The sequence below is a fragment of the Streptomyces sp. DSM 120436 genome, from assembly GCF_055778765.1.
Genome location: NZ_JBSKBS010000001.1, coordinates 249,136 through 273,688, shown reverse-complemented (window position 1 = coordinate 273,688; position 24,553 = coordinate 249,136). Strand labels below are relative to the sequence as shown.

General features: G+C 71.3%; 25 protein-coding genes, 1 tRNA gene and 1 pseudogene. 11 read left to right on the top strand and 16 right to left on the bottom strand.

The features are described from left to right. Positions 1 to 504: 504 nt before the first annotated feature. Complete coding sequence (locus ACWH4W_RS01220; RefSeq protein WP_473074001.1) at positions 505 to 825, top strand: hypothetical protein; 321 nt, start codon at positions 505 to 507, stop codon at positions 823 to 825. A 1,065-nt stretch (positions 826 to 1,890) separates the two neighbouring features. On the opposite strand, the gene ACWH4W_RS01215 is transcribed toward ACWH4W_RS01220, so the two are convergent. The 6 genes from ACWH4W_RS01215 to ACWH4W_RS01190 are packed head-to-tail and all read right to left on the bottom strand — an operon-like array spanning position 1,891 to position 4,050. After that, positions 1,891 to 2,124 (bottom strand): hypothetical protein, encoded by a 234-nt coding sequence (locus ACWH4W_RS01215; protein ID WP_473074000.1) that lies wholly within the window; start codon positions 2,122 to 2,124, stop codon positions 1,891 to 1,893. Then, positions 2,121 to 2,363 (bottom strand): hypothetical protein, encoded by a 243-nt coding sequence (locus ACWH4W_RS01210; protein ID WP_473073999.1) that lies wholly within the window; start codon positions 2,361 to 2,363, stop codon positions 2,121 to 2,123. The genes ACWH4W_RS01215 and ACWH4W_RS01210 overlap by 4 nt, the downstream gene beginning before the upstream one ends. A gap of 11 nt (positions 2,364 to 2,374) precedes the next feature. Further along, a complete protein-coding gene (locus ACWH4W_RS01205) occupies positions 2,375 to 2,581 on the bottom strand; it encodes a hypothetical protein (protein ID WP_473073998.1) in 207 nt (68 codons plus the stop codon). Positions 2,582 to 2,635: 54 nt separating this feature from the next. Further along, a complete protein-coding gene (locus ACWH4W_RS01200) occupies positions 2,636 to 3,229 on the bottom strand; it encodes a hypothetical protein (protein WP_473073997.1) in 594 nt (197 codons plus the stop codon). 2 nt (positions 3,230 to 3,231) lie between these two features. Beyond that, positions 3,232 to 3,606, bottom strand: coding sequence for a hypothetical protein (locus ACWH4W_RS01195; RefSeq protein WP_473073996.1), 375 nt, complete (start codon positions 3,604 to 3,606; stop codon positions 3,232 to 3,234). Positions 3,607 to 3,654: 48 nt separating this feature from the next. Next, a complete protein-coding gene (locus ACWH4W_RS01190) occupies positions 3,655 to 4,050 on the bottom strand; it encodes a hypothetical protein (protein ID WP_473073995.1) in 396 nt (131 codons plus the stop codon). A 151-nt stretch (positions 4,051 to 4,201) separates the two neighbouring features. Between ACWH4W_RS01190 and ACWH4W_RS01185 the strand changes: the two genes are divergently transcribed. Then, positions 4,202 to 4,675, top strand: coding sequence for a hypothetical protein (locus ACWH4W_RS01185; RefSeq protein WP_473073994.1), 474 nt, complete (start codon positions 4,202 to 4,204; stop codon positions 4,673 to 4,675). Positions 4,676 to 4,921: 246 nt separating this feature from the next. On the opposite strand, the gene ACWH4W_RS01180 is transcribed toward ACWH4W_RS01185, so the two are convergent. The 3 genes from ACWH4W_RS01180 to ACWH4W_RS01170 all read right to left on the bottom strand — a co-directional run bounded on the left by ACWH4W_RS01180 (position 4,922) and on the right by ACWH4W_RS01170 (position 5,992). Beyond that, positions 4,922 to 5,086 carry a hypothetical protein gene (locus tag ACWH4W_RS01180; RefSeq protein ID WP_473073993.1) on the bottom strand — a complete coding sequence of 55 codons (165 nt, stop codon included), beginning with the start codon at positions 5,084 to 5,086 and terminating at the stop codon, positions 4,922 to 4,924. Between the two features lie 122 nt (positions 5,087 to 5,208). Further along, complete coding sequence (locus ACWH4W_RS01175) at positions 5,209 to 5,460, bottom strand: hypothetical protein (protein WP_473073992.1); 252 nt, start codon at positions 5,458 to 5,460, stop codon at positions 5,209 to 5,211. A gap of 202 nt (positions 5,461 to 5,662) precedes the next feature. Then, on the bottom strand, positions 5,663 to 5,992 hold the full coding sequence (locus ACWH4W_RS01170; protein ID WP_473073991.1) for a hypothetical protein: 330 nt from the start codon (positions 5,990 to 5,992) through the stop codon (positions 5,663 to 5,665). Positions 5,993 to 6,504: 512 nt separating this feature from the next. On the opposite strand from ACWH4W_RS01170, the gene ACWH4W_RS01165 reads away from it, so the two are divergent. After that, complete coding sequence (locus ACWH4W_RS01165; protein WP_473073990.1) at positions 6,505 to 6,741, top strand: GntR family transcriptional regulator; 237 nt, start codon at positions 6,505 to 6,507, stop codon at positions 6,739 to 6,741. An 87-nt stretch (positions 6,742 to 6,828) separates the two neighbouring features. On the opposite strand, the gene ACWH4W_RS01160 is transcribed toward ACWH4W_RS01165, so the two are convergent. Continuing rightward, positions 6,829 to 7,824, bottom strand: coding sequence for a tyrosine-type recombinase/integrase (locus tag ACWH4W_RS01160; protein WP_473073989.1), 996 nt, complete (start codon positions 7,822 to 7,824; stop codon positions 6,829 to 6,831). A 251-nt stretch (positions 7,825 to 8,075) separates the two neighbouring features. Then, positions 8,076 to 8,148: transfer RNA gene (locus ACWH4W_RS01155), tRNA-Arg, on the bottom strand. Between the two features lie 322 nt (positions 8,149 to 8,470). On the opposite strand from ACWH4W_RS01155, the gene ACWH4W_RS01150 reads away from it, so the two are divergent. The 4 genes from ACWH4W_RS01150 (at position 8,471) to ACWH4W_RS01135 (ending at position 14,425) form a co-directional block, all read left to right on the top strand. Then, positions 8,471 to 10,081, top strand: coding sequence for a dynamin family protein (locus ACWH4W_RS01150; protein ID WP_473073988.1), 1,611 nt, complete (start codon positions 8,471 to 8,473; stop codon positions 10,079 to 10,081). A gap of 3 nt (positions 10,082 to 10,084) precedes the next feature. After that, entirely contained in the window at positions 10,085 to 11,905 is a 1,821-nt protein-coding gene (locus ACWH4W_RS01145; protein ID WP_473073987.1) for a YfjP family GTPase, read from the top strand. A gap of 314 nt (positions 11,906 to 12,219) precedes the next feature. Next, positions 12,220 to 12,726, top strand: a complete 507-nt coding sequence (locus ACWH4W_RS01140) for a single-stranded DNA-binding protein (protein WP_473073986.1) — start codon at positions 12,220 to 12,222, stop codon at positions 12,724 to 12,726. 277 nt (positions 12,727 to 13,003) lie between these two features. Continuing rightward, positions 13,004 to 14,425 (top strand): Cys-Gln thioester bond-forming surface protein, encoded by a 1,422-nt coding sequence (locus tag ACWH4W_RS01135; RefSeq protein WP_473073985.1) that lies wholly within the window; start codon positions 13,004 to 13,006, stop codon positions 14,423 to 14,425. A 21-nt stretch (positions 14,426 to 14,446) separates the two neighbouring features. Here the strand turns inward: ACWH4W_RS01135 and ACWH4W_RS01130 are convergent. Next, a pseudogene (locus ACWH4W_RS01130) lies at positions 14,447 to 14,895 on the bottom strand (HAD domain-containing protein). Between the two features lie 469 nt (positions 14,896 to 15,364). Here ACWH4W_RS01130 and ettA point away from each other — a divergent pair. From ettA to ACWH4W_RS01115, 3 genes are read left to right on the top strand one after another with little or no spacing between them, the layout of a single operon-like run. Continuing rightward, a complete protein-coding gene (gene ettA, locus ACWH4W_RS01125; RefSeq protein ID WP_106414181.1) occupies positions 15,365 to 17,029 on the top strand; it encodes an energy-dependent translational throttle protein EttA in 1,665 nt (554 codons plus the stop codon). A gap of 4 nt (positions 17,030 to 17,033) precedes the next feature. After that, positions 17,034 to 17,459 (top strand): acyl-CoA thioesterase, encoded by a 426-nt coding sequence (locus tag ACWH4W_RS01120; RefSeq protein ID WP_106414182.1) that lies wholly within the window; start codon positions 17,034 to 17,036, stop codon positions 17,457 to 17,459. Continuing rightward, positions 17,456 to 18,121, top strand: a complete 666-nt coding sequence (locus tag ACWH4W_RS01115; RefSeq protein WP_473073984.1) for a DUF8185 domain-containing protein — start codon at positions 17,456 to 17,458, stop codon at positions 18,119 to 18,121. The genes ACWH4W_RS01120 and ACWH4W_RS01115 overlap by 4 nt, the downstream gene beginning before the upstream one ends. 84 nt (positions 18,122 to 18,205) lie before the next feature. On the opposite strand, the gene ACWH4W_RS01110 is transcribed toward ACWH4W_RS01115, so the two are convergent. Then, complete coding sequence (locus tag ACWH4W_RS01110; RefSeq protein ID WP_365416101.1) at positions 18,206 to 18,619, bottom strand: globin; 414 nt, start codon at positions 18,617 to 18,619, stop codon at positions 18,206 to 18,208. 64 nt (positions 18,620 to 18,683) lie between these two features. Here ACWH4W_RS01110 and ACWH4W_RS01105 point away from each other — a divergent pair, with 64 nt between their 5' ends. Continuing rightward, the gene (locus ACWH4W_RS01105) at positions 18,684 to 19,682 is read left to right on the top strand and encodes a methyltransferase domain-containing protein (protein ID WP_473073983.1); all 999 of its coding nucleotides are present in this window, start codon (positions 18,684 to 18,686) and stop codon (positions 19,680 to 19,682) included. Here ACWH4W_RS01105 and ACWH4W_RS01100 read toward each other — a convergent pair. From ACWH4W_RS01100 to ACWH4W_RS01090, 3 genes are all read right to left on the bottom strand, one after another. Beyond that, the gene (locus ACWH4W_RS01100; protein WP_473073982.1) at positions 19,663 to 21,090 is read right to left on the bottom strand and encodes an FHA domain-containing protein; all 1,428 of its coding nucleotides are present in this window, start codon (positions 21,088 to 21,090) and stop codon (positions 19,663 to 19,665) included. The genes ACWH4W_RS01105 and ACWH4W_RS01100 overlap by 20 nt on opposite strands. Before the next feature lie 83 nt (positions 21,091 to 21,173). Beyond that, a complete protein-coding gene (locus tag ACWH4W_RS01095) occupies positions 21,174 to 22,556 on the bottom strand; it encodes a vWA domain-containing protein (RefSeq protein WP_473073981.1) in 1,383 nt (460 codons plus the stop codon). A 189-nt stretch (positions 22,557 to 22,745) separates the two neighbouring features. Further along, positions 22,746 to 24,296, bottom strand: a complete 1,551-nt coding sequence (locus ACWH4W_RS01090; protein WP_473073980.1) for a PP2C family protein-serine/threonine phosphatase — start codon at positions 24,294 to 24,296, stop codon at positions 22,746 to 22,748. Positions 24,297 to 24,553: the final 257 nt, after the last annotated feature.

The window sequence follows — 24,553 nt, the reverse complement described above, 5'->3', positions numbered from 1 at the left end:
GAGAGTGAGGGCTCACCTCGAATCAAGAGAGGTGAGTCATGCAGAACCCCGAGCACATGAAGTCCAAGTGCCCCGTACGTCACTGCCGCGCCGAGCGTGGCGAGCCGTGTAGGAAGCGCAACGGGCAGATCGCATCGAAGGTCCATTACGGCCGCCCGACGTATTCGGCTCGTGTCGGCGTCCACCCCGACGACTGGAAGAAGTGATGGAGCAGGACCCCGCCGAGATCCTGCGGCGCATGGAACAGAAGCTAGACCGCCACTTGAGTAGGTAGCGCCAGAGCCCCGAGCTACGCAGTCTCGGGGCTTTCTGGTGGGTTCACCGACCCACCCATTATGCGGATCACGAGAGGCGGGCTTTCCGCTGATTCCCGCCTTGCCTTTCGGGCTCATTCTCAAGAGTGACTTTTTGCCCGCCTCCCGCGAGACGGCATTGTCTGGTGTTGGTTCGGCTCGTCAGAGTCATTGGTGTCAGTGAATGCACCACACCCACCAAGGAGAAGACGTGACCACGCTGGACGAATTTATGACCGCGCTCACGGGTGACGCCGTGGCCGACGCCGTGCGGGACGGCCGCTGCCTGCTCGCACCCGTTGGGTGTGGTGCGCCCGTCTTCAACGCGGACGGCAGCCTGCGCCACGCCATGCCCGACGACAACCCGGAGCAGTACGTCAGTGAGTGGCGGCTGACCGGCCTCTGCGCCGACTGCCAGGACGCCCAGGAGGCCAACGAGGAGAAGGCCGTTGAGCGTCACACCTGGGCCTGTAACGCCTACATGGCTCACCTGGACCTGATGGCCGATCTGATGACGGGCGAGGGCGAGTGATGGCCAAGAAGTACGAGAGCCACGAGAGCTGTGATCACCCGTGCAACAAGGCCGCGAGGGCCAAGTGTCGTAGGTGGCGAAAGATGCTGCGGGACGTCATCGACGGCGACGCGTGACGCGCGCTTACTGTCGTGTTGCGCGACGCATTGTTAGGACGTCCTGAGAGCGCGTCTCGGCGTCTCACACGCGTGAGTGAGTGTCTGTTCATCACGCGAGACGAAACAGAGCCCGAGACGCGCTCTCAGCGTCTCGACAGACAGCCGGCGAGTCCAGCAGAAAGCCCCCGGATGGCTTGACAAACCCGCAATCGGTGAGTCTAGATGACGGATATTGAACCCGGGGGCTTTCTTGTCTGGCAGTGTTTCACGCGCGATAACCGCGCCCCGAAGGAACTTGAAATGCCTATGCCGGAACGGCCGGGGCGGTATCAACGCTGGCTATCGGTGACCACCGCCCTCATGAATGCGTGCCATATCGTGTCCGCGTATGGCTGCTGATCCTTCACCCGCTGCTCTGTCGGCTTACGCGAGGCCACGAGACGCCTACGGGACCTGTTCTTCTTCTTGGCCATCGCGGGTCACCGATAAAGGCCGGGGATTACACCGGTTTGCTTGATCCGGGTTGAGGTTCGCAGTTGCCGGAGGCATCCCTTTACGTCCTCGGGACGCTCCTCGGGGAAGGCAGAGAGGATGCGCTCAAGACTGAACGGCTGCTCTTCCTTGTGCGCCCGCATGAACGCAAGGATGCGTTCCTTGAGATCCTCGATCTTGGCGGCAACGTCGGCCCGGTATTCGGCCTTCCGCCGTGCCCGTTCTCGACTACACCGCCCAAGCTCAGCCGGGGTGTCCCCGTGGGAGCATTCGTCATGGCTCCCTGCTACCTGCCGAGTGCTTTCCCTGCGCACTGGGTACCTCCCCGCGGAATCGACATGGAAGAGGCCGAGCGGTGAGGGGGTACACCGCCCGGCCTCTGAGTCCCGGCCCCATCCAAAGACCGGGAGTTGAAGGGTGGGTGTGGGAAACAATCTCTCGTCAGGGTGTCCCACACCCGCCCAGTCTGTGTGCGTCAGGCGACGCAGGAGCAGCACTCGGCGGCGTGCCGCGTGCGGTCGGTGACCTCGTAGCCCGCCGGTCGGATGACGCCCTCTTCGACCATCTCGGCCAGGAGCGCTTCCAGCTCCTCGGGCTCGACTTCGATCACGCCGGGGACGTGGCCCATGAACTCCCACGTCAGTGCGCCGTTCGCCTTGTCGAGCAGGAAGGCGAGGATCTGGGCCCGTAGCTCTTCCTTGGCAGTCACGACGCCTCCTGTGCGACCCAGCGCGCTTGGCCCGGCTCGGACACGACGTCGAGACCCACGCGGCCCCCGTCGTAGAGACCCATGAGGATCTTGCTCATGTCGTCGTAGCCGGTCCTCGGGAACCGGTCGTGCAGCTCGGCACTGGTCAGACCCTCCGGCTTCTCCTGGAGAGCGCGGAGCACGGTCTCCCGGCTCGCGGCCTTCCTCGCCTTGGACGGAGTCGCGGTCTTGGTGGCCATTAGGACGCCCCCTACGCGTTCAGGTCGGCCTGGATGCCCGAGAGGGCGGGGCCGTAGACGTCGGACGCGTGGTCGGTGCAGTACGAGCGGTCCGGGAACTCGGGCTTGCCGTTGGCCACACGGAGCATGTTCAGGAGCTCCAGGCCCACGCGACGGTTCCTGATGGCCGTCTCCACGACGACTTCCAGCTCGGTGGTCTCAAGTGCGATGGCAGCCATTGCTTTGCCTCCTTAGGCGGTTTGGTTTGCTGGCTGGTGGGTGTGGTGCTGAGGTCAGCCGGCCTCGCCTCGGAGCATGGCCAGGATCGCGGCCTCGAACGGGGACAGACCGCGCTCTCGCTCCTCGGCCTTCTGGATCTCCCGGAGAGCGGCAGGACCGCCGAGGGCCATTGCACGCAGCTTCTCGGTCGTTCGGTCTCGGCCCTCGTCCTGGATCAGGTCGTTGATGGTCGTGCCTCGGACCGGCTTGCCATCAGGTCCGTACTGGACGCGGGGCTGTGAGGCGGCCTCGATGGCCTTCTCCGCATCACGCTTCCAACGCTTCGCGTCCTCCTGAGGCATGTCCTCATGGATGCGGCGGCGTTCCTCCTCCTCCCTGCGCTTCTCGGCCTCGGCGAGGAGTCGCTTCCGGGCGGTGTCCTCGGGGAAGCGCACACCCTCGGTGCGGAGCTTCTTGGCCAGGGCGTTTACTCGCGCCGTGAACTCCTGCGGCTCAGTGATGGGAACCGAACCGGCCTCGTGCGCCTGGAGGCGCTTGGAGACTTCCGCCAGCGCTCCCGTGGGCTTCGGCTGACGCTCCTGGAAGGGGGCCTGACGCTGCCCCGCCTGGAGCTGGGCCATTTGCCGCTGACTGACCGTGTCGGCCATGACTAATCCTCCTCGAATTCCGGCACGGCGTCGCCGTAGCCCTCGCGTACGTCGGTGGTGTGGCGCTCTAGCGCCTGCTGTGCGCGGCCTTCTCGGATGCGCTCATCGAGCCCCGGATCCACGTCCGTGAATGTGCCGACCGTCTTCCGATAGTCGGCGGCGGGGATGTGAACGACCTTGCAGGGCAGAGCCAGGAACTCACTGCGTGGCATTCCCCGGAGGATCTCCAGTTGGTCCGCCACGGCATTGAGTTCGATGTCTAGGGCCTTGTCGGGAGTGATGAACCACTTCCCATTACTGAGCCTCTGGCCCCAGATATCCGGGTGCGGATAACGGTGCTTACGGCAGCCGGGGCCGTGAGTCTCGCACTGTTCCACACCCGCGAGTGCTCGTCGTCGGGCCTCGGAGATAGAACGGAGTGGCATTTACTCCAGCTCCCCTTGCCACAGGCCCTCGCCGTTGTAGATCTTCTCCAGCTCCAGCGTGACCCTGGACGGCATCTCAAGACCCAGCAGCTTGGCCAACTTCATGTTGAGGTCGGCCACCGTGCGGATACAGGCGTTCCGCTCGGCCACCGTCTCGGCCTTGGCCAAGTTCCTGTGCGCCTCGGTGATCATGTCCATGAGGCTGGATTCCCGGTCCGTCCGGAGGTCGTCCAGCCCATCTCCACCGAGGTTCTTTCGTGCCCTCGCCAGTCGTCGATCCACCTGGTCGGGAGTGAGGCCCAGTCGGCGCGAGATGGCCCGACGGTGTACGCCCTTCTTCCAGAGGCGATAAGCGCGCTCGGCCTCGCGGTCCAGCGTCTCGTCATTGGAAGCCACGTAATTACCTCCTCTCGTCCAATGCAGATCCATTGCTGAATAGTTGGCTATTCAGTGAATCGAGTTTCGCATATCATTAGTCGTGAGGCAAGGCAAGGGGCGCGGGGTGGAACGCGGGTTGATGCCGCAAAGAAGGCTGTAGCTTGGATTCATGAATTCCGACATGAATGCCAATTCCAAGCGGTGGAAAGCGCGGCGCGGCGCTCACGATGAATGCGACCACGAGAGAACAAAGCGCGCCCGCTACCTGTGCCGACAGGCCAACGGGGCAAAGCAGTCTTACACCCGTGGCGTGAGCGACTACGACCGGTTCATGTCCTACGTCGATACGTCAGGCGGCCCCGACGCGTGCCACCCCTGGATGCGCTATATCGACCGCACGGGGTATGGCGAATTCGACGTGACGGAAGACGGGCGCCAGCGCAAGTTCAAAGCCACCCGCTGGCTCATGGGCTACCTACGTGGCGAAGAACTCACGCGGGATGAAGTGGTCATGCACCTCTGTGACCGGCGGGACTGCCTCAACAGGCGGCACCTTCGAGTCGGCACCCAGGCAGACAACGTCGCCGACATGATGGCCAAGGGTCGAGGGCGCAACCAGCATGGACGTACCACACCAGCCTGACGCGTCGTCTCGTCGCGCTCTGCACTCACGCTCTCGCGCGTGCATGTCTCCAGAGCGCACAGAATCGCGTCTCTCGGGCTCTGAGAGTGCGAGTGAGTGTCAGACACTCAGCACGACAACCGATCTCGTCTCAGAGCGCCTGAGAGCTTCCGAGCACAGCCGGCGCTTACGTTCTGGCTGGTCAGCCCATGCGAAAGCCCCGGAGAGGGTGAGTCTCCGGGGCTCTCTGCTCGGTGGGTGTGGGACTCAGCGCATCGACGGGTCAACCCATCCCGCGCTGAGCTTGTGCGGGATGCCCCGGGCGCGAGCGTCGTACAGCTCGGCGTCCGTCGTGATGACGGGGGCTGTCTCGTGGGCGCGCTCGATGGCTTCGCGCCCTTCGGCTTCGCTCGCGTAGTGATACGTGGGCATGACGAGAGACCCACTGTCGAGCTGGGGAATCACGTGGACAGTGCGCCCGTCGCGGGCGTCGCGCTCGCACTGGGGGTTGGGCCCCGTGCACTCGCGGGACAGAACGATGATTCGCATGGGGGTCACTTGCTCTCGGGCTTGGTCGGGCTCTTCTTCGCGGCCGTCGCGCGAGTCGGGCTCTTGCGCGGAGCAGCGGGCTTGGCGGCCGCAGCCTTCTTGGCCGGGGTCTTGGTGGTGCCCGGCTTGGCGTCGGCAGGCTTCGCGGCGGCGCTCTCAGCCGTGGCAGCGGCGCGCATCTCCTTACGGCAGGCAGCGCGCCCGGCCTTCGTACGCTCGTGCTCGCACTGGCTGTGGTCGAAACGCTCGCGGGTCATGTCGTGCTCCTTCTCGGGTCGTTGTCGTGCTGGCAGGTCGAGACTCCCAAGAGAGCGCGAGCCGTCCGAAGGGCTACGGCTGGACTCCGTGGAGAGTCGTTATCAAGCGATGGCCAGTGATGGCCTCTGATGGCCTGAGAGAGCCCCGAGACCCATCGGCGTGAGGGGTGGGGCCTCGGGGCTCTCGACTAGGGGCGGACGGCTACGCGTTGCGTGGGTCCGGCTCGTCGGGCTCGTCGTAGGGCGGGATGCGCTGGCCCCTCGACTCCGCGATGGTGAGTAGGTCGGTCAGGCTCTCGATGAGACGGCCGCAGATCCATCGGAACTCGGCAGCCGACAGACGTGAGTCCGGCTCGACCATCGGCTTGGCCAGGTTCAGCACGATGGCCGCCGTCTCCATCTGCTGAGCCTCGACCCTGTCGGCCATGCGGGACAGGTACGTCTCCGTGTTGTTGGTGTGGAGGTAGGCAGGCTTGCCCTCCTCGGTCCACGGCAGCAGACGCAGGTGCGATGAGTTGGCCTCGTGGGTCATGCCGTCACTCCGTGGAAGTCGATGCCGAGGGTTGCGAGGGCGGCGGCGGTTCGCCTGTCCCTCTGTCGTCGTTGCTCCTGCTCCCGCTCCCATGCGATGACGTACGGGCGGACAAGCGGGATGTCCTCGCCGCGTAGATGCACCGGCGGGCGAGGTGTCCGGCGGGGGAGCGAGGGACGTTCCACACCCAGCGCTGAGCTGGTGATGATCAGCCGTCGCGTCGGGTAATCCGCGGGAGGCTGCTCCGTGGGTACTGCCTCAGCGGTCGTCTCGTCGGCCCGTCGCTTCCCTCGTCCTGGGAGGAGCCAGGAGAGTAAGGCTGCAAGTAGGGTTCGCATGTCGGTCACTCCTTGGGTGATCGGCCACGCCCCCGGACAGTTCGCCCTGTCGCGGGGGTCTCTTTCGTGGTGTTGTCCGCGTCACACTAGCTACCGCAGTCTATGCCTGTCTATGCCTGCCTATAGCCTCACCTGCACATGCCTGCCCGCGTACACGTACGTAGCGTCCGAGGTATGGCAGAGGTGCAGTGGGACCCGAAGCGGCCGAGGTGGCAGCAGATCGCCGACACCATCCGCGCGAGGATCGCGGACGGCACCTATCCGCCCGACACCCTGATCAGTGAGTCGCGGATCATGGGTGAGTGGGGCGTGGCCAAGATGACCGCCCGCAAGGCTGTGGCCGCTCTCCGCGCAGAGGGCCTACTCATGACCACCCCTGGCATGGGGTCCTTCGTGCGCGGCGAGGAATGACGACGGCGGGTGTGGAACAGTCCTGAGCTGTCCCACACCCGCCTACTCGTGTGCTCGCCGGCCTGTGCTTAGCCGCTGGTCAGAGGGCTAGTACCTGTCGCCCAGCTTGTGCACCGCGTCCACCGCGCGCTGGCTCGCTCGGTCGGCCGCGTACCGCTTCAACATGGCCGGGCTCTTCCACCCGCGCACGGCCATGACGTTCTCTCCGGACACGCCAGCCGACAGCAGGTCATCGGCCCACGTATGACAGAACGAGTGCGGCGAGACCTCGGCCGCGTCGTATCCGGCCTGCTCGGCCACCCGCTTCACGAGTCGGTACAGGCCGCTGTACCGCAGTCGGTCACGGTTCCTCGTGCCCAGCCAGAGCCACGGACCGTGAGCCAGGCTGTGTTCTTCCCTCGCTCGTAGGTAGCGCTGGAGAGCCTTCACCGTCTTGGGCTGGATCGGGATGGTGCGCCCGTCCACCGAGTTGCGGTCACCCTTGAGCGGGACGACGACCAGCGTGTGTCCGTGCAGGTCCAGGTCTTGCACCCGGAGGTTCAGTAGCTCCTCGGCCCGCAGGCCCTCCGTGAGCACACGCAGGATGGCGTGGTCCCGCGTCGTCTCGAAGTCTCGGATGCGTGGGTTGCCGTTGCCCGTGGCCTTGAGGCAGTCGGTCACGAACTCGGCCGAGAGCGTCTTGGGCTTGCCCGTGGGTGGAGCGGAGTAGCGGTGCAGCTTCTTGTCTCGCCACGGGTTGGGTACGTCGTACTCCTCCTCCAGCCATGCGAACAGCACGCGCACGTTTCGCTGGAGTGTGCAGGTCCCGCCTGTGTATCCGCCTTTGCCGTCTTGCGACTTCGGGACGTCGTGGGTCTCGTAGTGGTGGCGGAAGAACTGGTTGAGCAGCGCGGTGTCCACCCCGGTGAAGTCTCGTTCCACACCAGCCTCGGTCATCCATCGGTGCAGCGTCCGAGCGCCCGTCATGTATGCGCGGATGGTGCCCTGCTGGTAGGGGCGACCGAGTCGGTTGGTGGTCGTGCTGAGGTGAAGCTCTAGCTCATCGAGCATCGCGCTACGCACGTCCTCAGCGCTCCTGAGCACGCGTACGGCTCCGGGCGTGAGCGTCTGTGACTGAGTGTCTGTCGTGCGCGCAGACGTGCGCCTAGCAGTGCGCAGAGGGCTCCGCTTGGTCGTCTTGCCCGGCTCGCGTTGTGGTGTTGCTGGCACGCTCTGTGACCCTCCTGTGGGAGGGAGCTAGGCAAGATCGATCTCCGTAGTCTTCTCGCCTAGCTCCGCTGGACTGGAGCGTCACAGCGGTATGGGGCTGTATCGGTGCAGCTCAGGCGACTAAGCGCCCCCGGCTGGACTCGAACCAGCGACCAAGCGCTTAGAAGGCGCCTGCTCTATCCACTGAGCTACGGGGGCCGGGTGTGGTGGCCTGGCGTCGTGGTGCCCCGGTGGGGCCTGTCCGTGACGTCGCCGGAGACAAGGATAGGGCTCCCGCATCCTTGTCCCTGTCGCCTCGCCTCCGTGGCTCGATGTGGAGGTTCGGTGAAGCGGTCCTGATAATCGCAGGCAGGTACGAATCGTGCACTCGTTTTGGCCTCTGGCGCATCGGGTGTTGTGCACTCGTTATGCCTCGGCTGTGCCCGCGCCGCAGACGCCCCTTCCATCCGGTTGTGTCCTGTCGGCGCGCAGACGTGGCCATATGCTTCAGAATTACCCTTAAATTGGGCATTCTTCGCATGTGGTGACCTTGGACGTACGGCCTCAGCTGCTCGACGCACTCTCCGCCCTGCGCGACCGTGTCGCCGCCGCACGCTTCCCGCTGCCTCTCGCGGGGGCCGCCCGCGCGCGTGCCGACCGCGACGAACTGCTCGCCCAGCTGGACGACTACCTGGTGCCGCGGCTGAAAGACCCCGGGGCGCCCCTGCTGGCCGTCGTCGGGGGTTCCACCGGAGCCGGGAAGTCCACGCTGGTGAACTCGCTCGTGGGGCGGCGCGTCAGCGAGGCGGGGGTGCTGCGGCCGACGACCCGGACACCGGTGCTCGTCTGTCATCCGGAGGACCACCACTGGTTCAGTGGGATGCGGGTGCTGCCCGACCTCACCCGCGTCTGGGTGCCCCACCACCAGGACCCGGCCGACGACCTGCTGCTGCCCGGCGAGGACCCCGCGCGCGTCCTGCGCGTCGAGACCGCCGACACCCTGCCCCCCGGCCTCGCCCTCCTCGACGCGCCCGACATCGACTCCCTGGTCTGCGACAACCGGGTCCTCGCCGCAGAGCTGATCAACGCCGCCGACATCTGGATCATGGTCACCACCGCCGCCCGTTACGCCGACGCCGTCCCCTGGCACATGCTGCGCACCGCCAAGGAGTACGACGTCAGCCTGGTCACGGTGCTGGACCGGGTGCCGCACCAGGTGGTCTCCGAGGTGTCCCGGCAGTACGGCGCCCTCCTCACCAAGGCCGGGCTCGGCGACGTGCCCCGCTTCACCGTGCCCGAGCTGCCCGAGTCCGCCTGGGGCGGCGGGCTGCTGCCCGGCACCGCCGTGGCCGCGCTGCGCACCTGGCTCGTCCACCAGACGCTCGACCCGGCCGCCCGGCAGCACGTCATGGCCCGTACCGCGTACGGCGTCCTCGACTCCCTCAACTTCCGGCTGCCCGAACTGGCCGGCGCCGCCGCCGCCCAGTACGCCGCCGCCCTGCGCCTCACCTCCACCGTGGAGACCGCGTACGACAGCGAGCACGCGCGGGTGCGGGGACGGCTGCAGGCCGGAGCCGTGCTCGCCGGGGACGCGCTCAAGCGGTGGCGCGCCTTCCCCCTCGACTGCACCCCGGGCGAGCTGCTCGACACGCTCGTGGAGAGCCTCGGCGCGCTCCTGCTGTGCGCCGTCGCCGCCGCCGACGAACGCGTCGACGAGGCCTGGCGGCGCGAGCCCGCCGCCGGCGCCCCCGAACTGGCCGCCCCCGACAGCGCCCTGGAGAACGTCGAGCACCGCATCGGCCTCGCCGTACGGCGCTGGCGGCGCGAACTGGAGGAGCTCGCCGAGGAGGAGGTGCGCGAGCTGGAGCGCGCCGTCGCACCCGAGCCCGAGACGGTCACCGCCCTCGTCGCCACGGTCCTGCTGGGCGGCCGCCGCGCCCGGACCGCCGGGGAGACGCTCGCCGAGCGGATCGGCGCCCACGGCGCGCTGCGCCTGCGGGACCGCGGCGGACGGCTCCTCGTCGCCCACGTCGACCGGATCATGCACGCCGAACGCGAACGCCGGCTCGCCCCGATCGACACGCTCGAGGTGCACGCGGAGCCCCAGCCGGAACTCATCGCCGCGTTGTCCGTACTGCAGAAGGAGAGGTGACCGGTGACCGCCGTCACTGACCAGGACCACACCGAGCACCCTGAGCACCCCGAGCACGGCGAGCGTCCGGAGGACTCCAGGCACTCCGGGCGCTCCGGGCGTGGTGACACCCCCGGCGCCTGGGACGACGGACTGATCGCGCGCCGGATGAACGGCGGCGCGGCGAAGGAGCAGCCCTCCGTGACGGAACCCCGCGCCTCGGCACCGCGGAAGGTGCCCCCGCTGTCGTACGACCCGCGGCTCGCCTCGCGGCTGGACGCGCTGCGCGAACTGGTCGGACTCTCCCGCGCCCGCCTCGACAACCGCACCCTCGCCGAGGCGGGACGCGTGCTCGACGAGGCCGCCGCGCGGCGCCGGCTCTCCGGCCGGCACACCGTCGTCGCCATCGCGGGCGCGACCGGCAGCGGCAAGTCGCAGCTGTTCAACACGCTGGCCGGGGTGCCGATCTCCGAGACCGGTGTACGACGGCCCACCACCGCCGCCCCCATCGCGTGCAGCTGGAGCGACGGCGCGGCGAGCCTCATCGAGCGCCTCGGCATCCCGCCCCGGCTGCGCCGCCGCCCCTTGCAGGCCATGACGGACGCCGACGAGCGGCTGCGCGGACTCATCCTCGTCGACCTGCCCGACCACGACTCGGCGGCGGTGGAGCACCGCGAGCAGGTGGACCGCATGCTGGGGCTGGTCGACGCGGTGATCTGGGTCGTCGACCCGGAGAAGTACGCCGACGCCATGCTGCACGAGCGCTATCTGCGCCCCATGGCGGCCCACGCGGAGGTCATGTTCGTCGTCCTCAACCAGATCGACCGGCTGCCCGGCGACGCCGCCGAGCAGGTCCTGGACGACCTGCGGCGGCTCCTCGACGAGGACGGCATCGTGCTGGGGGAGTACGGCGAACCCGGTACGACCGTGCTCGCCCTGTCGGCGCTCACCGGGGACGGGGTGGGCGACCTGCGCGAGGCGCTCGCCCGGTTCGTGGCCGAGCGCGGGGCCCCCGCCCGCCGGATCTCCGCCGACGTCGACGTCGCCGCCGCCCGCCTGTGGCCCGCGTACGCCACGCGCCGGCGCGCCGGGCTGAGCGAGGAGGCGCGGGAGGAGTTCGCCGACCGGCTCGCGCACGCCGTGGGTGCCACGGCGGCGGGCGAGGCGGCCGAACGCGCCTGGCTGCGCAACGCCAACCGGGCCTGCGGCACCCCCTGGCTGCGGTTGTGGCGCTGGTGCCGGGCGCGGCGCGAGCCGGCCACCGGCCAGGTCCCGCTGGGCGGCCGGCCCGACGAGGAGGTCACCGCGCGGCAGCGGGTGGAGCAGGCGGTGCGCACGGTCGCCGACCGGGCCTCCGCCGGGCTGCCCGCGCCGTGGGCCCAGGCGGTGCGCGAGGCGGCGGTGCGCGGGGCGCAGGGGCTGCCGGAGGCGCTCGACGAGCTGGCCGTACGGGCGGGTCTGCCGCCGGGGCGTCCGCCGCGGCCGGGGTGGTGGCCGGTGGCCGTGCTCGTCCAGGCGGCCATGACGGTCGTGCAGTTCGTGGGCGGGCTGTGGCTGCTCGGGCAGATCATCGGCGTCATGGCGCCGAACCTGGGCGTGCCGGTGCTGCTGATGGTCATCGGGATCGTGGGCGGACCGTTCGTCGAGTGGAGCTGCCGGATGGCCGCGCGGGGGCCGGCGCGGAGGTACGGGCTGGAGGCGGAGAGGCGGCTGCGGGAGGCGGCGGCGGGCTGCGGGAGGGCCCGGGTGCTGGACCCGGTGGCGGCGGAGCTGCTGCGGTACCGGGAGGTGCGGGAGCAGTACGGGCGTGTGGTGGGGGTGGGAGTGGGCGGCGGAGGGCGCTGAGGCGCGTTTCGGTTCCGGCTGTGGGTCGGCGGGTCTGACCGTGGGACGGCAGGTCCGGCCGTGGGGCGGCACGTCCGGCTGTGGACAGGCAAGCCACTCGTTCGGGTGGCGGAGTTTTCCCCAGGGCGGGGACGGTCCACAGCGCTCGGCGGGGCCCGGCCCGGCGGAGGCAGTCTGACGGCGCGGTGACCACGGATCGCGAGGCGGTCCGCGGCCACCGCGCCAGACGGCAGCCGTACGGGACGGGCCCGTACGCGTGTCCGCCCGGCGCCGGTGCGAGAACCGGCGGGAGCCGGGCCAGGGAGGGAAACGCGATGAACGAGACGATGGTGTGCGTGGTGGGCAACGTGGCGACGCGGCCGGTGTACCGGGAGACGGTCTCCGGGCCGTCGGCGAGGTTCAGGATCGCGGTCACCGCGCGCTACTGGGACCGGGAGAAGAACGCCTGGGCCGACGGACACACCAACTTCTTCACGGTGTGGGCCAACCGGCAGCTCGCCACCAACACCGCGGCGTCCCTGTCGGTGGGCGAACCGGTGATCGTGCAGGGCCGGCTGAAGGTGCGTACGGAGACACGGGAGGGGCAGCCCGGCTGGATGTCGGCGGACATCGACGCGGTGTCCGTCGGGCACGACCTCGCCCGCGGCACCACCGCCTTCCGCCGCGCACCCCGCCCGGAGACCACCCCCGTACCGGACCGTCCCGAGCCCGCCTGGGAGACGGACCCGGCGCCGTCACCGCCGGCCGACGGGACGACCGGAGCCGACGCGGAAAGCAGCGACGCGACGCAACCGGGTTCGCGGGCCGCCGTGATGACGTGAGATCAGGGGCGGCCCCCGGTACGGCCGCTGTCCGAACCGGGGCTTATCAGTGGATGCGTGTCGAACCATCCCGTGTGGATTTGTCGATAAGCCCTGTCCGGCGTCGCTCCGGCGATAACGATTCCGATTCGGATCATCGCTCCGGCGCGATCACCGGCAAGCGCTGTCCGACGGCTCCTTAGGATGCCGGGCATGGCTCCGGGGGTTCCCGGAGCCGGAGATTCTGCTGGTGGGACCGTCCCCCCACGTCAACGGGTCCTGCTCGGAAGGGAATTCGGTGTCTTTTTCGTTCTCCGCGCGGCGCCTGCGCGGACGTGGGTCGGCCCGCCTCGCGGCGGGGTCGCTGGTGACGGGGCTCGTCGCCACCACCGTGCTCGCCGGTGCGGGGACGGCCACCGCAGGTGACACCGGGACGATGCCGCAGCACAACGGAGCGGCCGCCACCATCGACGGACTCAAGACGTACGGCGCCGCCGTCATCCACGGGCCCGCCGGTGACACCCAGGTCTCGGCGGGGCTGTTCGAGCTGTCCGTCGAGGGCGGCGGCATGCTGCACACCTACTGCGTCGACATCCACACCCCCACCCAGCAGGACGCCAAGTACCACGAGACCTCCTGGAGCGGCACCTCCCTGGGCGCCAACGAGGACGCCGGCCGGATCCTCTGGATCCTCGAGCACTCCTACCCGCAGGTGAACGACCTGGCGGCGCTCGCGAAGAAGGCGGGCGTGCGGGGTCAGCTCACCGAGCAGGACGCGGCGGCCGGCACCCAGGTGGCGATATGGCGCCACTCCGACGACGTGGCCGTCGAGGCGCTCGACCCGCAGGCCGAGCAGCTCGCCGACTACCTCGAGAAGAAGGCGCGGAACGTGGCGGAGCCCCGGGCGTCGCTGACCCTGGACCCGCCGGTCGTCGCAGGCCGCCCGGGCGAGAGGCTCGGCCCGGTCACGGTCCGCACCGACGCGGCCGGCGTGACGGTCTCCCCGCCGGCCGACGCCGCGACCTCCGGCATACGGATCGTGGACGCCGACGGTGAGCCGGTCACCACCGCCCGCAACGGCGGCAAGCTGTTCGTCGAGGTCCCCGAGGACGCGGAGGCGGGCACCGCCCGGCTGACCGTGCAGGCGACGACGAGCGTGCCGGTGGGCCGCGCCTTCGTCTCCGAGAGCCGCAGCCAGACGCAGATCCTGGCCGGGTCCAGCGAGTCGACCGTCTCGGCGACGGCCGGCGCGAGCTGGACGGAGGAAGGCGCGATACCGGCGGTCTCGGCCCGCGAGAACTGCGCCAAGGGCGGTGTGGACGTCACCGTCGCCAACCGGGGTGACGCCCCGCTGACGTTCGAGCTGGCGGGCTCGGAGCACACCGTCGCGGCCGGTGCCTCCGACACGGTGACGGTGCCGCTGAACGAGGACCAGCCGTACGACTTCGCCGTCGAGGGTCCGGACGGGTTCCAGCAGCGTTTCACCGGGATGCTCGACTGCCGCACCCGGGCCGCCGAGGTGGGCACGACGACCCAGACCCTCACGGGTCCGGCCCCGACCCCGCCGGCCGCCCCGGTCACCGAGACCAACCTCGCCGCGACCGGCGCCTCCAGCGCCACTCCGTGGATCGCCGGTACCGCCATAGCCCTGGTCGTCCTCGGCGGAGCGGGCCTGGTCATCACTCGCCAGCGGCAGGAGGCCTCCGGCCGCAACGGCTGACGGGCGCGGGCGGGCGCGGGCTCAACCGCGCACGATGGCGGTGAGCCAGTCGGCGAGGACGCCGAAGTCGGAGTCCTCAAGGCCCCTGGCCGGGGCGACGCGGTGGGGGAGCGCCGGTCCGGGATGGGCGGCGGCGCCCCACTGACGGTCCACGGGGCCGATCTCGTCGTCGGCCCGGAGGAACGGCCGGCCGCCGGCCCACTCGACGAGGGGGCGGATCTTCCGGTGCAGGCCCTGGAGGCCGCCCCCGTCGCCGGTCTCCGGCCACTCCGGCACCGGCAGCCGCGGCAGCCCGAGGCGCGGGGCGACGAGCTCGTTCGCCCCCTCCCCCAGGTGGTGGCCCAGACGAGCGTGCAGCCCAGGGCCAGGAGGCGGGCGCCGGTGCCGGGGGCGAGCCGGGCGAGCAGCGGGTTGCCGTCGTCGGCGGAGGCTGCCGCGGGGAGGGGCCGCGGCGAGCCGAACGGGATCAGCGGCCCGTCGGCGTCGAGGAAGAGGAGGGGACGCTCCGCCGTGGCACTCGTGTGCGTCCGACGGCCAGGCGGTCACCGGGGGCGGCGCGGCCCGCTCCGGCTCCGGCAGGAGGACGCGGAACGCGTCGCCCTCCGGGCCGGCGGGCACGACCCGCCACCTCACTCCGGAAACGGACGAGTTCGCACGCGTCCGCACAGTCGACCGTCATGCCCGCCGCCGTCGGGAGCATGCGAGTGATCCTCGCCGAGTGCGCCCGCCGGCGCTGACGGACATGCCGAAGTGGTGCGACGCGCCTCGGGGCCGAGGTCCGTCCGCGGTTGCGGAGCGTATCGGTGTCCTGACGCGGCGGTCGGGTGAAACCGCAGGTCAGGGGGGTCCGACGGAACGGGTTTCCCCCCAGGGGTGGCGGTCGGGCAAGATGGGGTGTATCTGCCCACTGCCAGATCTCAAGTTGCCGGACGGTTTCTCTTGGCTGAGTTCATTTACACCATGCGCAAGGCGCGCAAAGCGCACGGCGACAAGGTGATCCTCGACGACGTCACCCTGAGCTTCTACCCCGGGGCGAAGATCGGTGTCGTCGGCCCGAACGGTGCCGGTAAGTCGACCGTTCTGAAGATCATGGCGGGGCTGGAGCAGCCCTCGAACGGTGACGCGTTCCTGACGCCCGGCTACAGCGTCGGCATCCTGCTCCAGGAGCCGCCGCTGGACGAGTCGAAGACCGTCCTGGAGAACGTGCAGGACGGCGTCGCCGAGGTCAAGGGCAAGCTCGACCGGTTCAACGAGATCGCCGAGCAGATGGCCACCGACTACTCCGACGCGCTGCTCGAAGAGATGGGCAAGCTGCAGGAGGAGCTGGACCACGCGAACGCCTGGGACCTCGACGCCCAGCTCGAGCAGGCCATGGACGCCCTCGGCTGCCCGCCCGGCGACTGGCCCGTCACCAACCTCTCCGGTGGTGAGAAGCGCCGCGTCGCGCTGTGCAAGCTGCTGCTGGAGCAGCCCGACCTGCTGCTGCTCGACGAGCCCACCAACCACCTCGACGCCGAGTCGGTGAACTGGCTGGAGCAGCACCTCGCCAAGTACGAGGGCACCGTCGTGGCCGTCACCCACGACCGGTACTTCCTCGACAACGTCGCCGGGTGGATCTGCGAGGTCGACCGCGGCCGGCTGCACGGCTACGAGGGCAACTACTCCAAGTACCTCGAGACCAAGGCCGCCCGCCTCAAGGTCGAGGGGCAGAAGGACGCCAAGCGGCAGAAGCGCCTCAAGGAAGAGCTGGAGTGGGTCCGCTCCAACGCCAAGGGGCGGCAGGCCAAGTCCAAGGCCCGTCTCGCGCGGTACGAGGAGATGGCCGCCGAGGCCGACAAGATGCGGAAGCTGGACTTCGAGGAGATCCAGATCCCGCCGGGCCCGCGGCTGGGCAACGTCGTCGTGGAGGTCAGCAACCTCACCAAGGGCTTCGGCGACAAGCTCCTCATCGACGACCTCAGCTTCACCCTCCCGCGCAACGGCATCGTCGGCGTCATCGGCCCGAACGGCGCCGGCAAGACCACGCTGTTCAAGATGATCCAGGGCATCGAGCAGCCCGACTCCGGCACCATCAAGGTCGGCGACACGGTCAAGATCTCGTACGTCGACCAGAGCCGCGAGAACATCGACGCGAAGAAGACGCTGTGGGAGGTCGTCTCCGACGGCCTCGACTACATCAACGTCGGCCAGGTCGAGATGCCGAGCCGGGCGTACGTGTCCGCGTTCGGCTTCAAGGGCCCGGACCAGCAGAAGCCGGCCGGTGTGCTCTCCGGCGGTGAGCGCAACCGCCTCAACCTCGCGCTCACCCTCAAGCAGGGCGGCAACCTGCTGCTCCTCGACGAGCCGACCAACGACCTCGACGTCGAGACCCTCTCCTCCCTGGAGAACGCGCTGCTGGAGTTCCCCGGCTGCGCCGTGGTCGTCTCCCACGACCGGTGGTTCCTCGACCGCGTGGCCACGCACATCCTGGCCTACGAGGGCGACTCCAAGTGGTTCTGGTTCGAGGGCAACTTCGAGTCGTACGAGAAGAACAAGGTCGAGCGGCTCGGCCCGGACGCCGCGCGTCCGCACCGCGCCACCTACAAGAAGCTGACCCGGGGCTGATCTCTTGCGGCACATCTACCGCTGCCCGCTGCGCTGGGCGGACATGGACGCGTACGGCCACGTCAACAACGTGGTGTTCCTCCGCTACCTGGAGGAGGCGCGCATCGACTTCCTGTTCCGCCCGGAGAAGGACTTCCAGCAGGGGTCCGTGGTGGCGCGCCACGAGATCGACTACAAGCGGCAGCTCGTGCACCGGCACCACCCGGTCGACATCGAGCTGTGGGTCACGGAGATCAGGGCGGCGTCCTTCACCCTCACCTACGAGGTGAAGGACGACGACCTGGTCTACGTCCGCGCGTCGACGGTGATCGTGCCGTTCGACTTCGAGGCACAGCGTCCCCGGCGGCTCACCGCGGAGGAGCGCGCGTTCCTCGAGGAGTACACGGACGACGCCACCGCCGGTGACAAGGAGGAGGCCGTCGCCGCATGACGGTGCTCCACCTCGCCGACGAGGGGGAGGCCGCGGATCTCGCGGCCTTCCTGTCCCGGCTGCTGCACTACGACCGCGGCGCCGCCGTCCGCCTCCAGGCGGCCGGGACGGCGCTCGCGGTGTTCGGCCGGCCCCCCTCGTTCGAGGTGCTGGCGATCCGTGCCGCGCGGCTGGCCAAGCCGTACGAGAACGGGCTCGACGTCACGCTGGACGTGACCGTCTCCGCCGGTGAGCTGCTGGAGTCGGTGGCCGAGTCCGCTGCCACCGCCGCCGTGCCGGGCGCGGTCACCGGGCCGCCGTGGGCCGGGGTGCTCCCGCCGCGCGGCGGCTGGCGCGCCGAGCCCGGTCTGCCGGACCCCGCGCGGCTGCGCCGGCTCGTCGCCGCGTCGGTCGCCGAGTTCCGCTCCCGTACCGAGGGGCTGGCGCCCGAGCAGCGCACCCGGGCCGAGTTCGACCGGATCGGGCGGGAGATATGGTCGCGCACGGTCGCGGACACCGGTCTGCCCGTGCGCGCCGTGCACGCGGCGCAGTCGCTCGGGTTCCTGCGGGGCGAGGACCAGGCGCTGTTCTCGTCCGGGTCGTGGCTGCGGCTGCGGACGCCGTACGGGTCGGTCGCGGTGCGGCGGTCGGGCGTGGGCGCCCTCGGTCTCAGCGTCCGCTGACGCCCCGCACCCCTTGCGCTCCCGCCCGCCGTCGTCCGGGCGGACCGCGATGCGGTGCGGCTCCGCCCGAGGGGCGTGGCCCGCTCAGTCCGGGGAGTTGACCATGGAGGCGGCCGCGTAGGTCAGGTACTTCCACAGGGTCTGCTCGTGCTCCTCGGAGAGCCCCAGCTCGTCCACGGCGTCCCGCATGTGCTTCAGCCACGCGTCGTGCGCCGCCCGGTCGACCTTGAACGGGACGTGCCGCATCCGCAGCCGCGGATGGCCCCGGTTCTCGCTGTAGGTGGTCGGACCGCCCCAGTACTGCATGAGGAACAGCGCCAGCCGCTCCTCGGCCGGGCCCAGGTCCTCCTCCGGATACATGGGCCGCAGCAGCGGATCCTCCGCCACTCCCTGGTAGAAACGGTGGACGAGCCGGCGGAAGGTCTCCTCCCCGCCGACCTGCTCGTAAAAGGTCTGCTCCTGAAGCGTGCCGCGCCGAATCTCTGTCACGCCGTCCATGGTCTCAGACACCGCGGCATAGGACTCAAGGCCTAGGACCCGCCCACCGGCCTACGGTGGAGGGGTGGACGGGCACCCGGAGAGCGGTGAGGACCTCGCCCGCGCGGCGCGGGCGGCGCTGGTGCGGGAGATCGGGGCGAGCGGCGCCTTCGAGGCGGACCCGGTGTGGCGGGAGGCGTTCGCCGCCGTGCCGCGCCATCTGTTCGTGCCGTACTACTACGCGGGCGTCGCCGGCGGGTACGAGCGCCGCTGGTGCGAGGACCCCGATCCGGCCGCGCGCGAGCGGTGGCTGCGCGGCGCGTACGAGGACGCCCCGCTGGCGATCCGGATGCGCGACGGCGACCTGCTCTCCTCCAGCAGCCAGCCCTCCCTCATGGCGCTGATGCTGGCCGGGCTGCGCGTCGGGGACGGCCACCGGGTGCTGGAGATCGGCACCGGCAGCGGGTACAACGCCGCCCTGCTCTGCCACCGGCTCGGCGACGACGGCCTGGTCACCACGGTCGACGTGGACCCGGAGATCACCGAGGCGGCCCGCCGCCACCTCCGGGCCGCCGGGCACCGTCCGGCCGTCGTCACCGGTGACGGGGCGCGCGGGGTTCCGGCACGCGCGCCCTACGACCGGATCATCGCCACCTGCGCGCTGCCGTCCGTGCCGCGCGCCTGGCTCGCCCAGTGCCGTCCCGGCGGGGTGGTCCTCGGCCCGTACGCCACCGGGCTGATCGCCCTGACCGTGCGCGACGCGGACCATGCCGAGGGAGGCTTCCTGCGCACGCCCGCCTACTTCGTGCCGCTGCGGGGCGCGGGCCCGCCCCCGCCGGAGCCGCCGGACCCGGAGGGACTGCCGTCCGCGGCCCGCAGGAGCGACCTGTTCCGTTTCCTGCTGGAGCTGACCGCCGGAGTGCTCGGCCCGCGCGAGGCGTACGGGCTGTGGGAGCGCGAGGGCAGGCCGCAGCGTGACCGCTACGGCCTGACCGTCGACGCCGAGGGGGGCCGGGCCTGGCTGGACGACCCCGGCGGGAGGTACGTCTGGCCGCTGCCGGCGCTCAGCCCCGGCGGATGGTGATCGTCGTCCAGGCGCCCACGTGGACCCGGTCGCCGTCCTGCAGCGGGACCGGGACGAACGGCTGGATCGGCTCCTCGGAACCGTTGACCGTCGTGCCGTTCGTCGAGTTCTGGTCGACGACCGCCCAGCTGCCGTCCGGCTGCTGCACCAGCACCGCGTGCTGGTGCGAGACGCCCGGGTCCTCCGGCGGGGTGGACAGATCGATGTCGGGGGTGTCGCCGGTGGAGTGCCGGCGGCGGCCGATGGTGATCTGGTTGCCGGTGAGCGTGCGCTGCTGCTCGGGCGAGTACGCGGGCAGGTTCAGGCCCGCGGCCTCGGGGCCGGAGCGCTGCATCATCGCCATGAAGTACTCGCGGTCCGGGCCGATGGTGGCGGTCCAGGTGACCGGGCCCTGCTGCTGCTGCCGCGGCTGCTGCGGGAAGCCGCCGGGTCCGGGCGGGGCCTGGGTGGCGCCGGGCTGCGGGTAGCCGTAACCGCCGTGCCCGCCCTGGCCGCCGGGACCGTGCGGACCGCCGTGCCCGCCCTGGCCGCCGGTCGGCGGGGGGATCACCCAGTCGTCCTCACCGCCGCCGTACGACGGGCCGCCGCCCTGCGGCGGACGGCCGGTCTCCTGCGGGAAGCCGGGAGGGGCCGGGGGACCGGAGCGGAACGCCTGCGGGGCGCCGGGGCCGTGCGGACCACCAGGGCCGCCGCCGTGGCCGCCGGGACCGCCCGGGCTGCCGTGGCCGCCCGGGTTGCCGTGGCCGCCCGGGTCGCCGTGGCCGCCGGGGCCGGGCGGGGGCGGGACCGGGCGCGAGGGCTCGCCGCCGAAGCCGGGCGGGCCCGGCGGGATCGGCTCGGCGGGCCGGTTCACCTGCGAGGGACGTGAACCCTGGTAGTCGAACCCGTCACGGCCGCCGTACGACGGACCGGGCGGCTGCTGCCCGTAGGGGCCGCCGGGACCGCCAGGGCCGCCGGGACCGCCAGGGCCGCCGGGACCGGCGTGACCACCGGGGCCGTGACCGCCCGGACCGCCAGGGCCGGGGGCCGGCGGGCGAGGGGCGGCCGGGGTGTACGAGGTCGCCGTGTTGGTGAGGAAGTTCCACCGGCACTCCTCGCAGAACGGCGCCCCGCCCTCACGCGGCGTGCGGCACTGCGGGCACAGCTCCGGCTGCCCGCCGGGGCCGCCCGGACCACCGCCTGGGCCTCCGTAACCGCCGCCGGGACCGCCCGGGCCGCCGTAGCCGCCTCCGGGGCCGCCCGGGCCGCCAGGACCACCGGGGCCGCCGGGAGGTGGGAAGCCGTAGCCGCCGCCACCGGGCGCCGGCGGCGGGGGAGGAGGTGGAGGCACGGCACCCGCCATGCGGTGACCGCACACCTCGCACCAGTCGTCGGAACCCGACTGGTGTCCGTTCGGGCAGGTCGGCATGTCGGCGCTTCCCCCTCTCCTTTTCCGGTCGCTTCCGACCGGGTTTCTCCAACCCCTGAGGGTCGGGCTCGTTTACTTGCAGATCATTTCTTTACACGAACAGTCTTGGTCGACCGTGTCTCGAGTGTCATCTCGTCGGCCTCCTCGACCTTCGTCTTCAGTCGCACAGTACCGGTCGCGGCGTCGACGACGTCCACCACCTTCGAAAGCAGTTTCGCAGTATCCGCGTTGCCGGACGCACTCGCGAGCTGAACGGCACGACCCAGTTTGGCCGTTGCTCCGTCCCTGTCTCCCGTTTTGCGTAGATCCAGACCCTCTTGGATGACTTCCGCCAGTTCGGCCTGGCCCGTGTAGTGGGCGACCTGAGGGTTGATCGACGTCGACGCGGCCAGGTCGTCCGTCCACACCGCCCGCACGAGGCCCTGCGCGCCGAGGTCCTGCACGCTGCCTCCCCCGCTCCCGGCCGCGCTCGAGCGGGAGGCGCCCCCAGGGTGCGGGATCACCAGCGAGACGCGGGCCGCCAGCATCTCCTGGCCCACGGCGGCGGGCGGCACCTCCACGCAGAGGTGGTAGTCACGGGACTCGTCGCCCCAGGAACCGAGCGGGTAGTCGCCCGCGCGGGGGCCCGCCCCGGTGCGTCTCCCGGTCAGTTCCTCCACCGTCGGCGCGACCTGCTTGACGAACCTCACGGTGGCGCCGGCCGGGGTCCACAGACGCAGCCAGACGTCCGCGACCTCCTTGCCCATCGCCGCCTCCATCATCCGCGTGAAGTCGGCGGCGAGACCGTCCGGGTCGGCGACGATGTCGGCGGTGCCGAGCAGGACCGAGGCGATGCCTGTGACTTCTTTCACTTCCCAGTCGGTGCCCACGCCGCGGGCGTCACAGGTGAACCGGCCCGCGCAGGCCTCCAGGGCAGCCCTCAGCTCCTTGGGCGACTCGTGCTCGTTGCGGCCGTCGGTGAGCAGGATGCCGTGCCGGATCGCCACGTCCGCCGACGCCAGCAGCCGGTCGGCGCGCCGCAGCCACGTCCCGATCGCCGTGCCGCCGCCCGCGCTCAGCTTCCGCAGCGCCTGCTTGGCCTGCTCCCGGGTGTCCGGCCCGGCCACCGCGAGCCCGCCGCCGCCCGGGTACACCTCGCGCGCCAGGTGGGTGCCGCCGACTACGGCGAAGCGCACGCCGTCGCGCAGGGCGTCGATCGCCGCGGCCGTGGCGTCCCGCGCGTTGCGCATCTTGGTCGGCGGGTGGTCCATCGAGCCCGAGCAGTCGACCATCAGGACCACCGCCGCCGACGGACCCTCGCCCGGCGCGTACAGGTGCGGCGCCGTCACCGCGCTGCCGACGGTGCCGCCGCCGGTCGCGGTGACCGTCACCACCGCGTTGACCTCGCGGCCCCCCTCCGGCAGGTACTCGTTCTGGTACACGTCCACCGAGAACTGCGGCACGTTCGATTTCGAGAATCTGGCCATGCCCGGTTCGCTCCCCCTCCGGTGCCCCGACGGCGCGGGGCGACGACGTCTTCACGGACCGGTCCCCTCCGGTCCGTTGAAGCCTCCCCGTACGAGCCTCCCCGTACGAGGCTCCCCGTACGAGGCTCCCCGTACGCGGCACGCGCATGCGGCGGGCGGATGCGGGCGCTCGGCGCGCGGTTCGCGGCCTCAGGCCGATCCTGCCCCCCGGGGGACGGCCGGGAACGGCACCAGCGCCACTGTTACGTTGTCGTGGCCCCCGCCGTCGAGGGCGTGACCGACCAGGACGCGGGCGGCGTGCAGGGGGCGTGCGGCGGCGTCGGGGGGCAGCACCTCGGCCATCTTGCCCGCGGACTCGGCGTAGTTCCACAGGCCGTCCGTGCAGACCACGACCACACCGGGGCGGTCCGGCTTGAACGCCGCGGTGTGCGGCTCCAGTTCGTACGCGTCCGCGCCGAGCCAGCCGGTGATCGCGTGCGCGCGGTGGTCGGCGTACGCCTCGGCCTCGCCCATCAGCCCCGCGGCGACCATCTGCGCGGCCCACGAGTCGTCCTCGGTCAGCCGCGCCGCCGGGCCGGAACGGTCCACCGGGACCCAGTACACCCGGCTGTCGCCGACCCAGCCGACGACCAGCAGACCCGCGGTCACCACCGCGCCGACGATCGTGCACGCGGGCGCGTTCTGCTGCGGGGCGTGCTCGCGGGCCTCCGCGGGCTGCTCACCGGCCAGCGCGTCGACCGCCTCGGAGGCGGCGAGGATCGCGTCGTGCATCGCCTGCTGCGGGTGCGTGCCGCGCGGCAGGGCGTCCAGCAGGGACGCGTTCGCCGCGCGGGAGGCGGCGAGTGACGCCTCGTCGGGACGCGTCGCCGAGGAGACGCCGTCGCAGACGACCGCCACGGACACCGGGGAGCCGTCGGGCAGCGTGGTCGTGCCGACGGCGAAGGCGTCCTCGTTGCGGTGGTGCCGCAGGCCGCGGTCGCTGACCGCGGCCACGGGGCCGCATTCCTGTTCCATGTGGTCCCGTTCGCGCGGCTGTGCGTGGCCGCAGTTCTCGCAGTAGCCGTCGTCGTCCACCCGGCCGGCCCGGCACGCCACACACACGGCGAGCGCCTCGGCCGCCACGCGCGGATCGGGCGCCTGCAGGGGGTATTCGTCCGGCTGGGCCGGTTGCTGGGCGGGCGCCGTGACGTCCGTCCCGTCCGTCCCTTGAGCGGTGGTCGGGGACGCCGGGGCGGGCGCGGACTGCGCGGGCGCGCCCGGGAAGGGGGAGGACAGGCCGGACGCGGCGGGGTGCGGGCCGGCGGCCGGCGGGTACGGTCCGGGTGCCGCCGGGCTCGGGTCGGCAGCCGCCGGGTGCGCGGGAGCGTCGGCTGGCGGGGCGCCGGGCGTGGCGTTCCTCGCGGACGCGGCGGGGGGATGGAGCGCCGTGGACTGGGGTCCGGGCGCGGCCGGGTGTGCGGGAGCGTCGGCCGGGGGAGCGCCGGTTGCGGGCGCGCTCGGGACCGCGGCGTGTGCGCCGGGCGCGGCCCGGTGCCAGGCGACGTCGCCGGACGGGCCGCCGGCTGACGCGTCGCCCGCGGGCGCGGTGTGACCGGACCCCGTCGGGTGCGGGCCGGGTGCCGTCGGGTGCGCGGGATCGCCTGCCGCCGGGTGCGCGGGATCGCCTGCCGCCGGGGTGCTCGAGGGTGCGGCGTGCGGACCGGGCCCCACCGGGTACGGGCCGGCGGCCGCCGGGTTCACGGCCGCGTCCGCCGTCGGGGCGCCGGGTGTCGGGGTCCCCGGGGGCGCGGTGTGCGGGCCGGGTGTCGCAGGGTTCGCGTCGGGTGTCGGTGTGACCGGGGCCGGGTGCGGGCCGGGTGCCGCCCGAGGGGCGGGCGCGTCCGGATGGGCGGGCGCGTCCGTCGGCGGGGCGCCGCCGTCCGGCGCCGGGCCCCGGACCTCGGGTGGGCGGGGGGGCGGGGGGACCGTGCCCGGGGCGGGGGCGGGCCAGGTGGGCG

Excerpts from the sequence above, each read along its gene's own strand:
- ACWH4W_RS01205 (WP_473073998.1), bottom strand. The coding sequence starts at position 2,581 with ATGGCTGCCATCGCACTTGAGACCACCGAGCTGGAAGTCGTCGTGGAG.
- ACWH4W_RS01095 (WP_473073981.1), bottom strand. The coding sequence starts at position 22,556 with ATGGCCAGATTCTCGAAATCGAACGTGCCGCAGTTCTCGGTGGACGTG.
- ACWH4W_RS01110 (WP_365416101.1), bottom strand. The coding sequence starts at position 18,619 with ATGGACGGCGTGACAGAGATTCGGCGCGGCACGCTTCAGGAGCAGACC.
- ACWH4W_RS01175 (WP_473073992.1), bottom strand. The coding sequence starts at position 5,460 with ATGACCCGCGAGCGTTTCGACCACAGCCAGTGCGAGCACGAGCGTACG.
- ACWH4W_RS01170 (WP_473073991.1), bottom strand. The coding sequence starts at position 5,992 with ATGACCCACGAGGCCAACTCATCGCACCTGCGTCTGCTGCCGTGGACC.
- ACWH4W_RS01180 (WP_473073993.1), bottom strand. The coding sequence starts at position 5,086 with ATGCCCACGTATCACTACGCGAGCGAAGCCGAAGGGCGCGAAGCCATC.
- ACWH4W_RS01165 (WP_473073990.1), top strand. The coding sequence starts at position 6,505 with ATGGCAGAGGTGCAGTGGGACCCGAAGCGGCCGAGGTGGCAGCAGATC.
- ACWH4W_RS01115 (WP_473073984.1), top strand. The coding sequence starts at position 17,456 with ATGACGGTGCTCCACCTCGCCGACGAGGGGGAGGCCGCGGATCTCGCG.
- ACWH4W_RS01140 (WP_473073986.1), top strand. The coding sequence starts at position 12,220 with ATGAACGAGACGATGGTGTGCGTGGTGGGCAACGTGGCGACGCGGCCG.
- ACWH4W_RS01200 (WP_473073997.1), bottom strand. The coding sequence starts at position 3,229 with ATGGCCGACACGGTCAGTCAGCGGCAAATGGCCCAGCTCCAGGCGGGG.
- ACWH4W_RS01100 (WP_473073982.1), bottom strand. The coding sequence starts at position 21,090 with ATGCCGACCTGCCCGAACGGACACCAGTCGGGTTCCGACGACTGGTGC.
- ACWH4W_RS01210 (WP_473073999.1), bottom strand. The coding sequence starts at position 2,363 with ATGGCCACCAAGACCGCGACTCCGTCCAAGGCGAGGAAGGCCGCGAGC.
- ACWH4W_RS01185 (WP_473073994.1), top strand. The coding sequence starts at position 4,202 with ATGAATTCCGACATGAATGCCAATTCCAAGCGGTGGAAAGCGCGGCGC.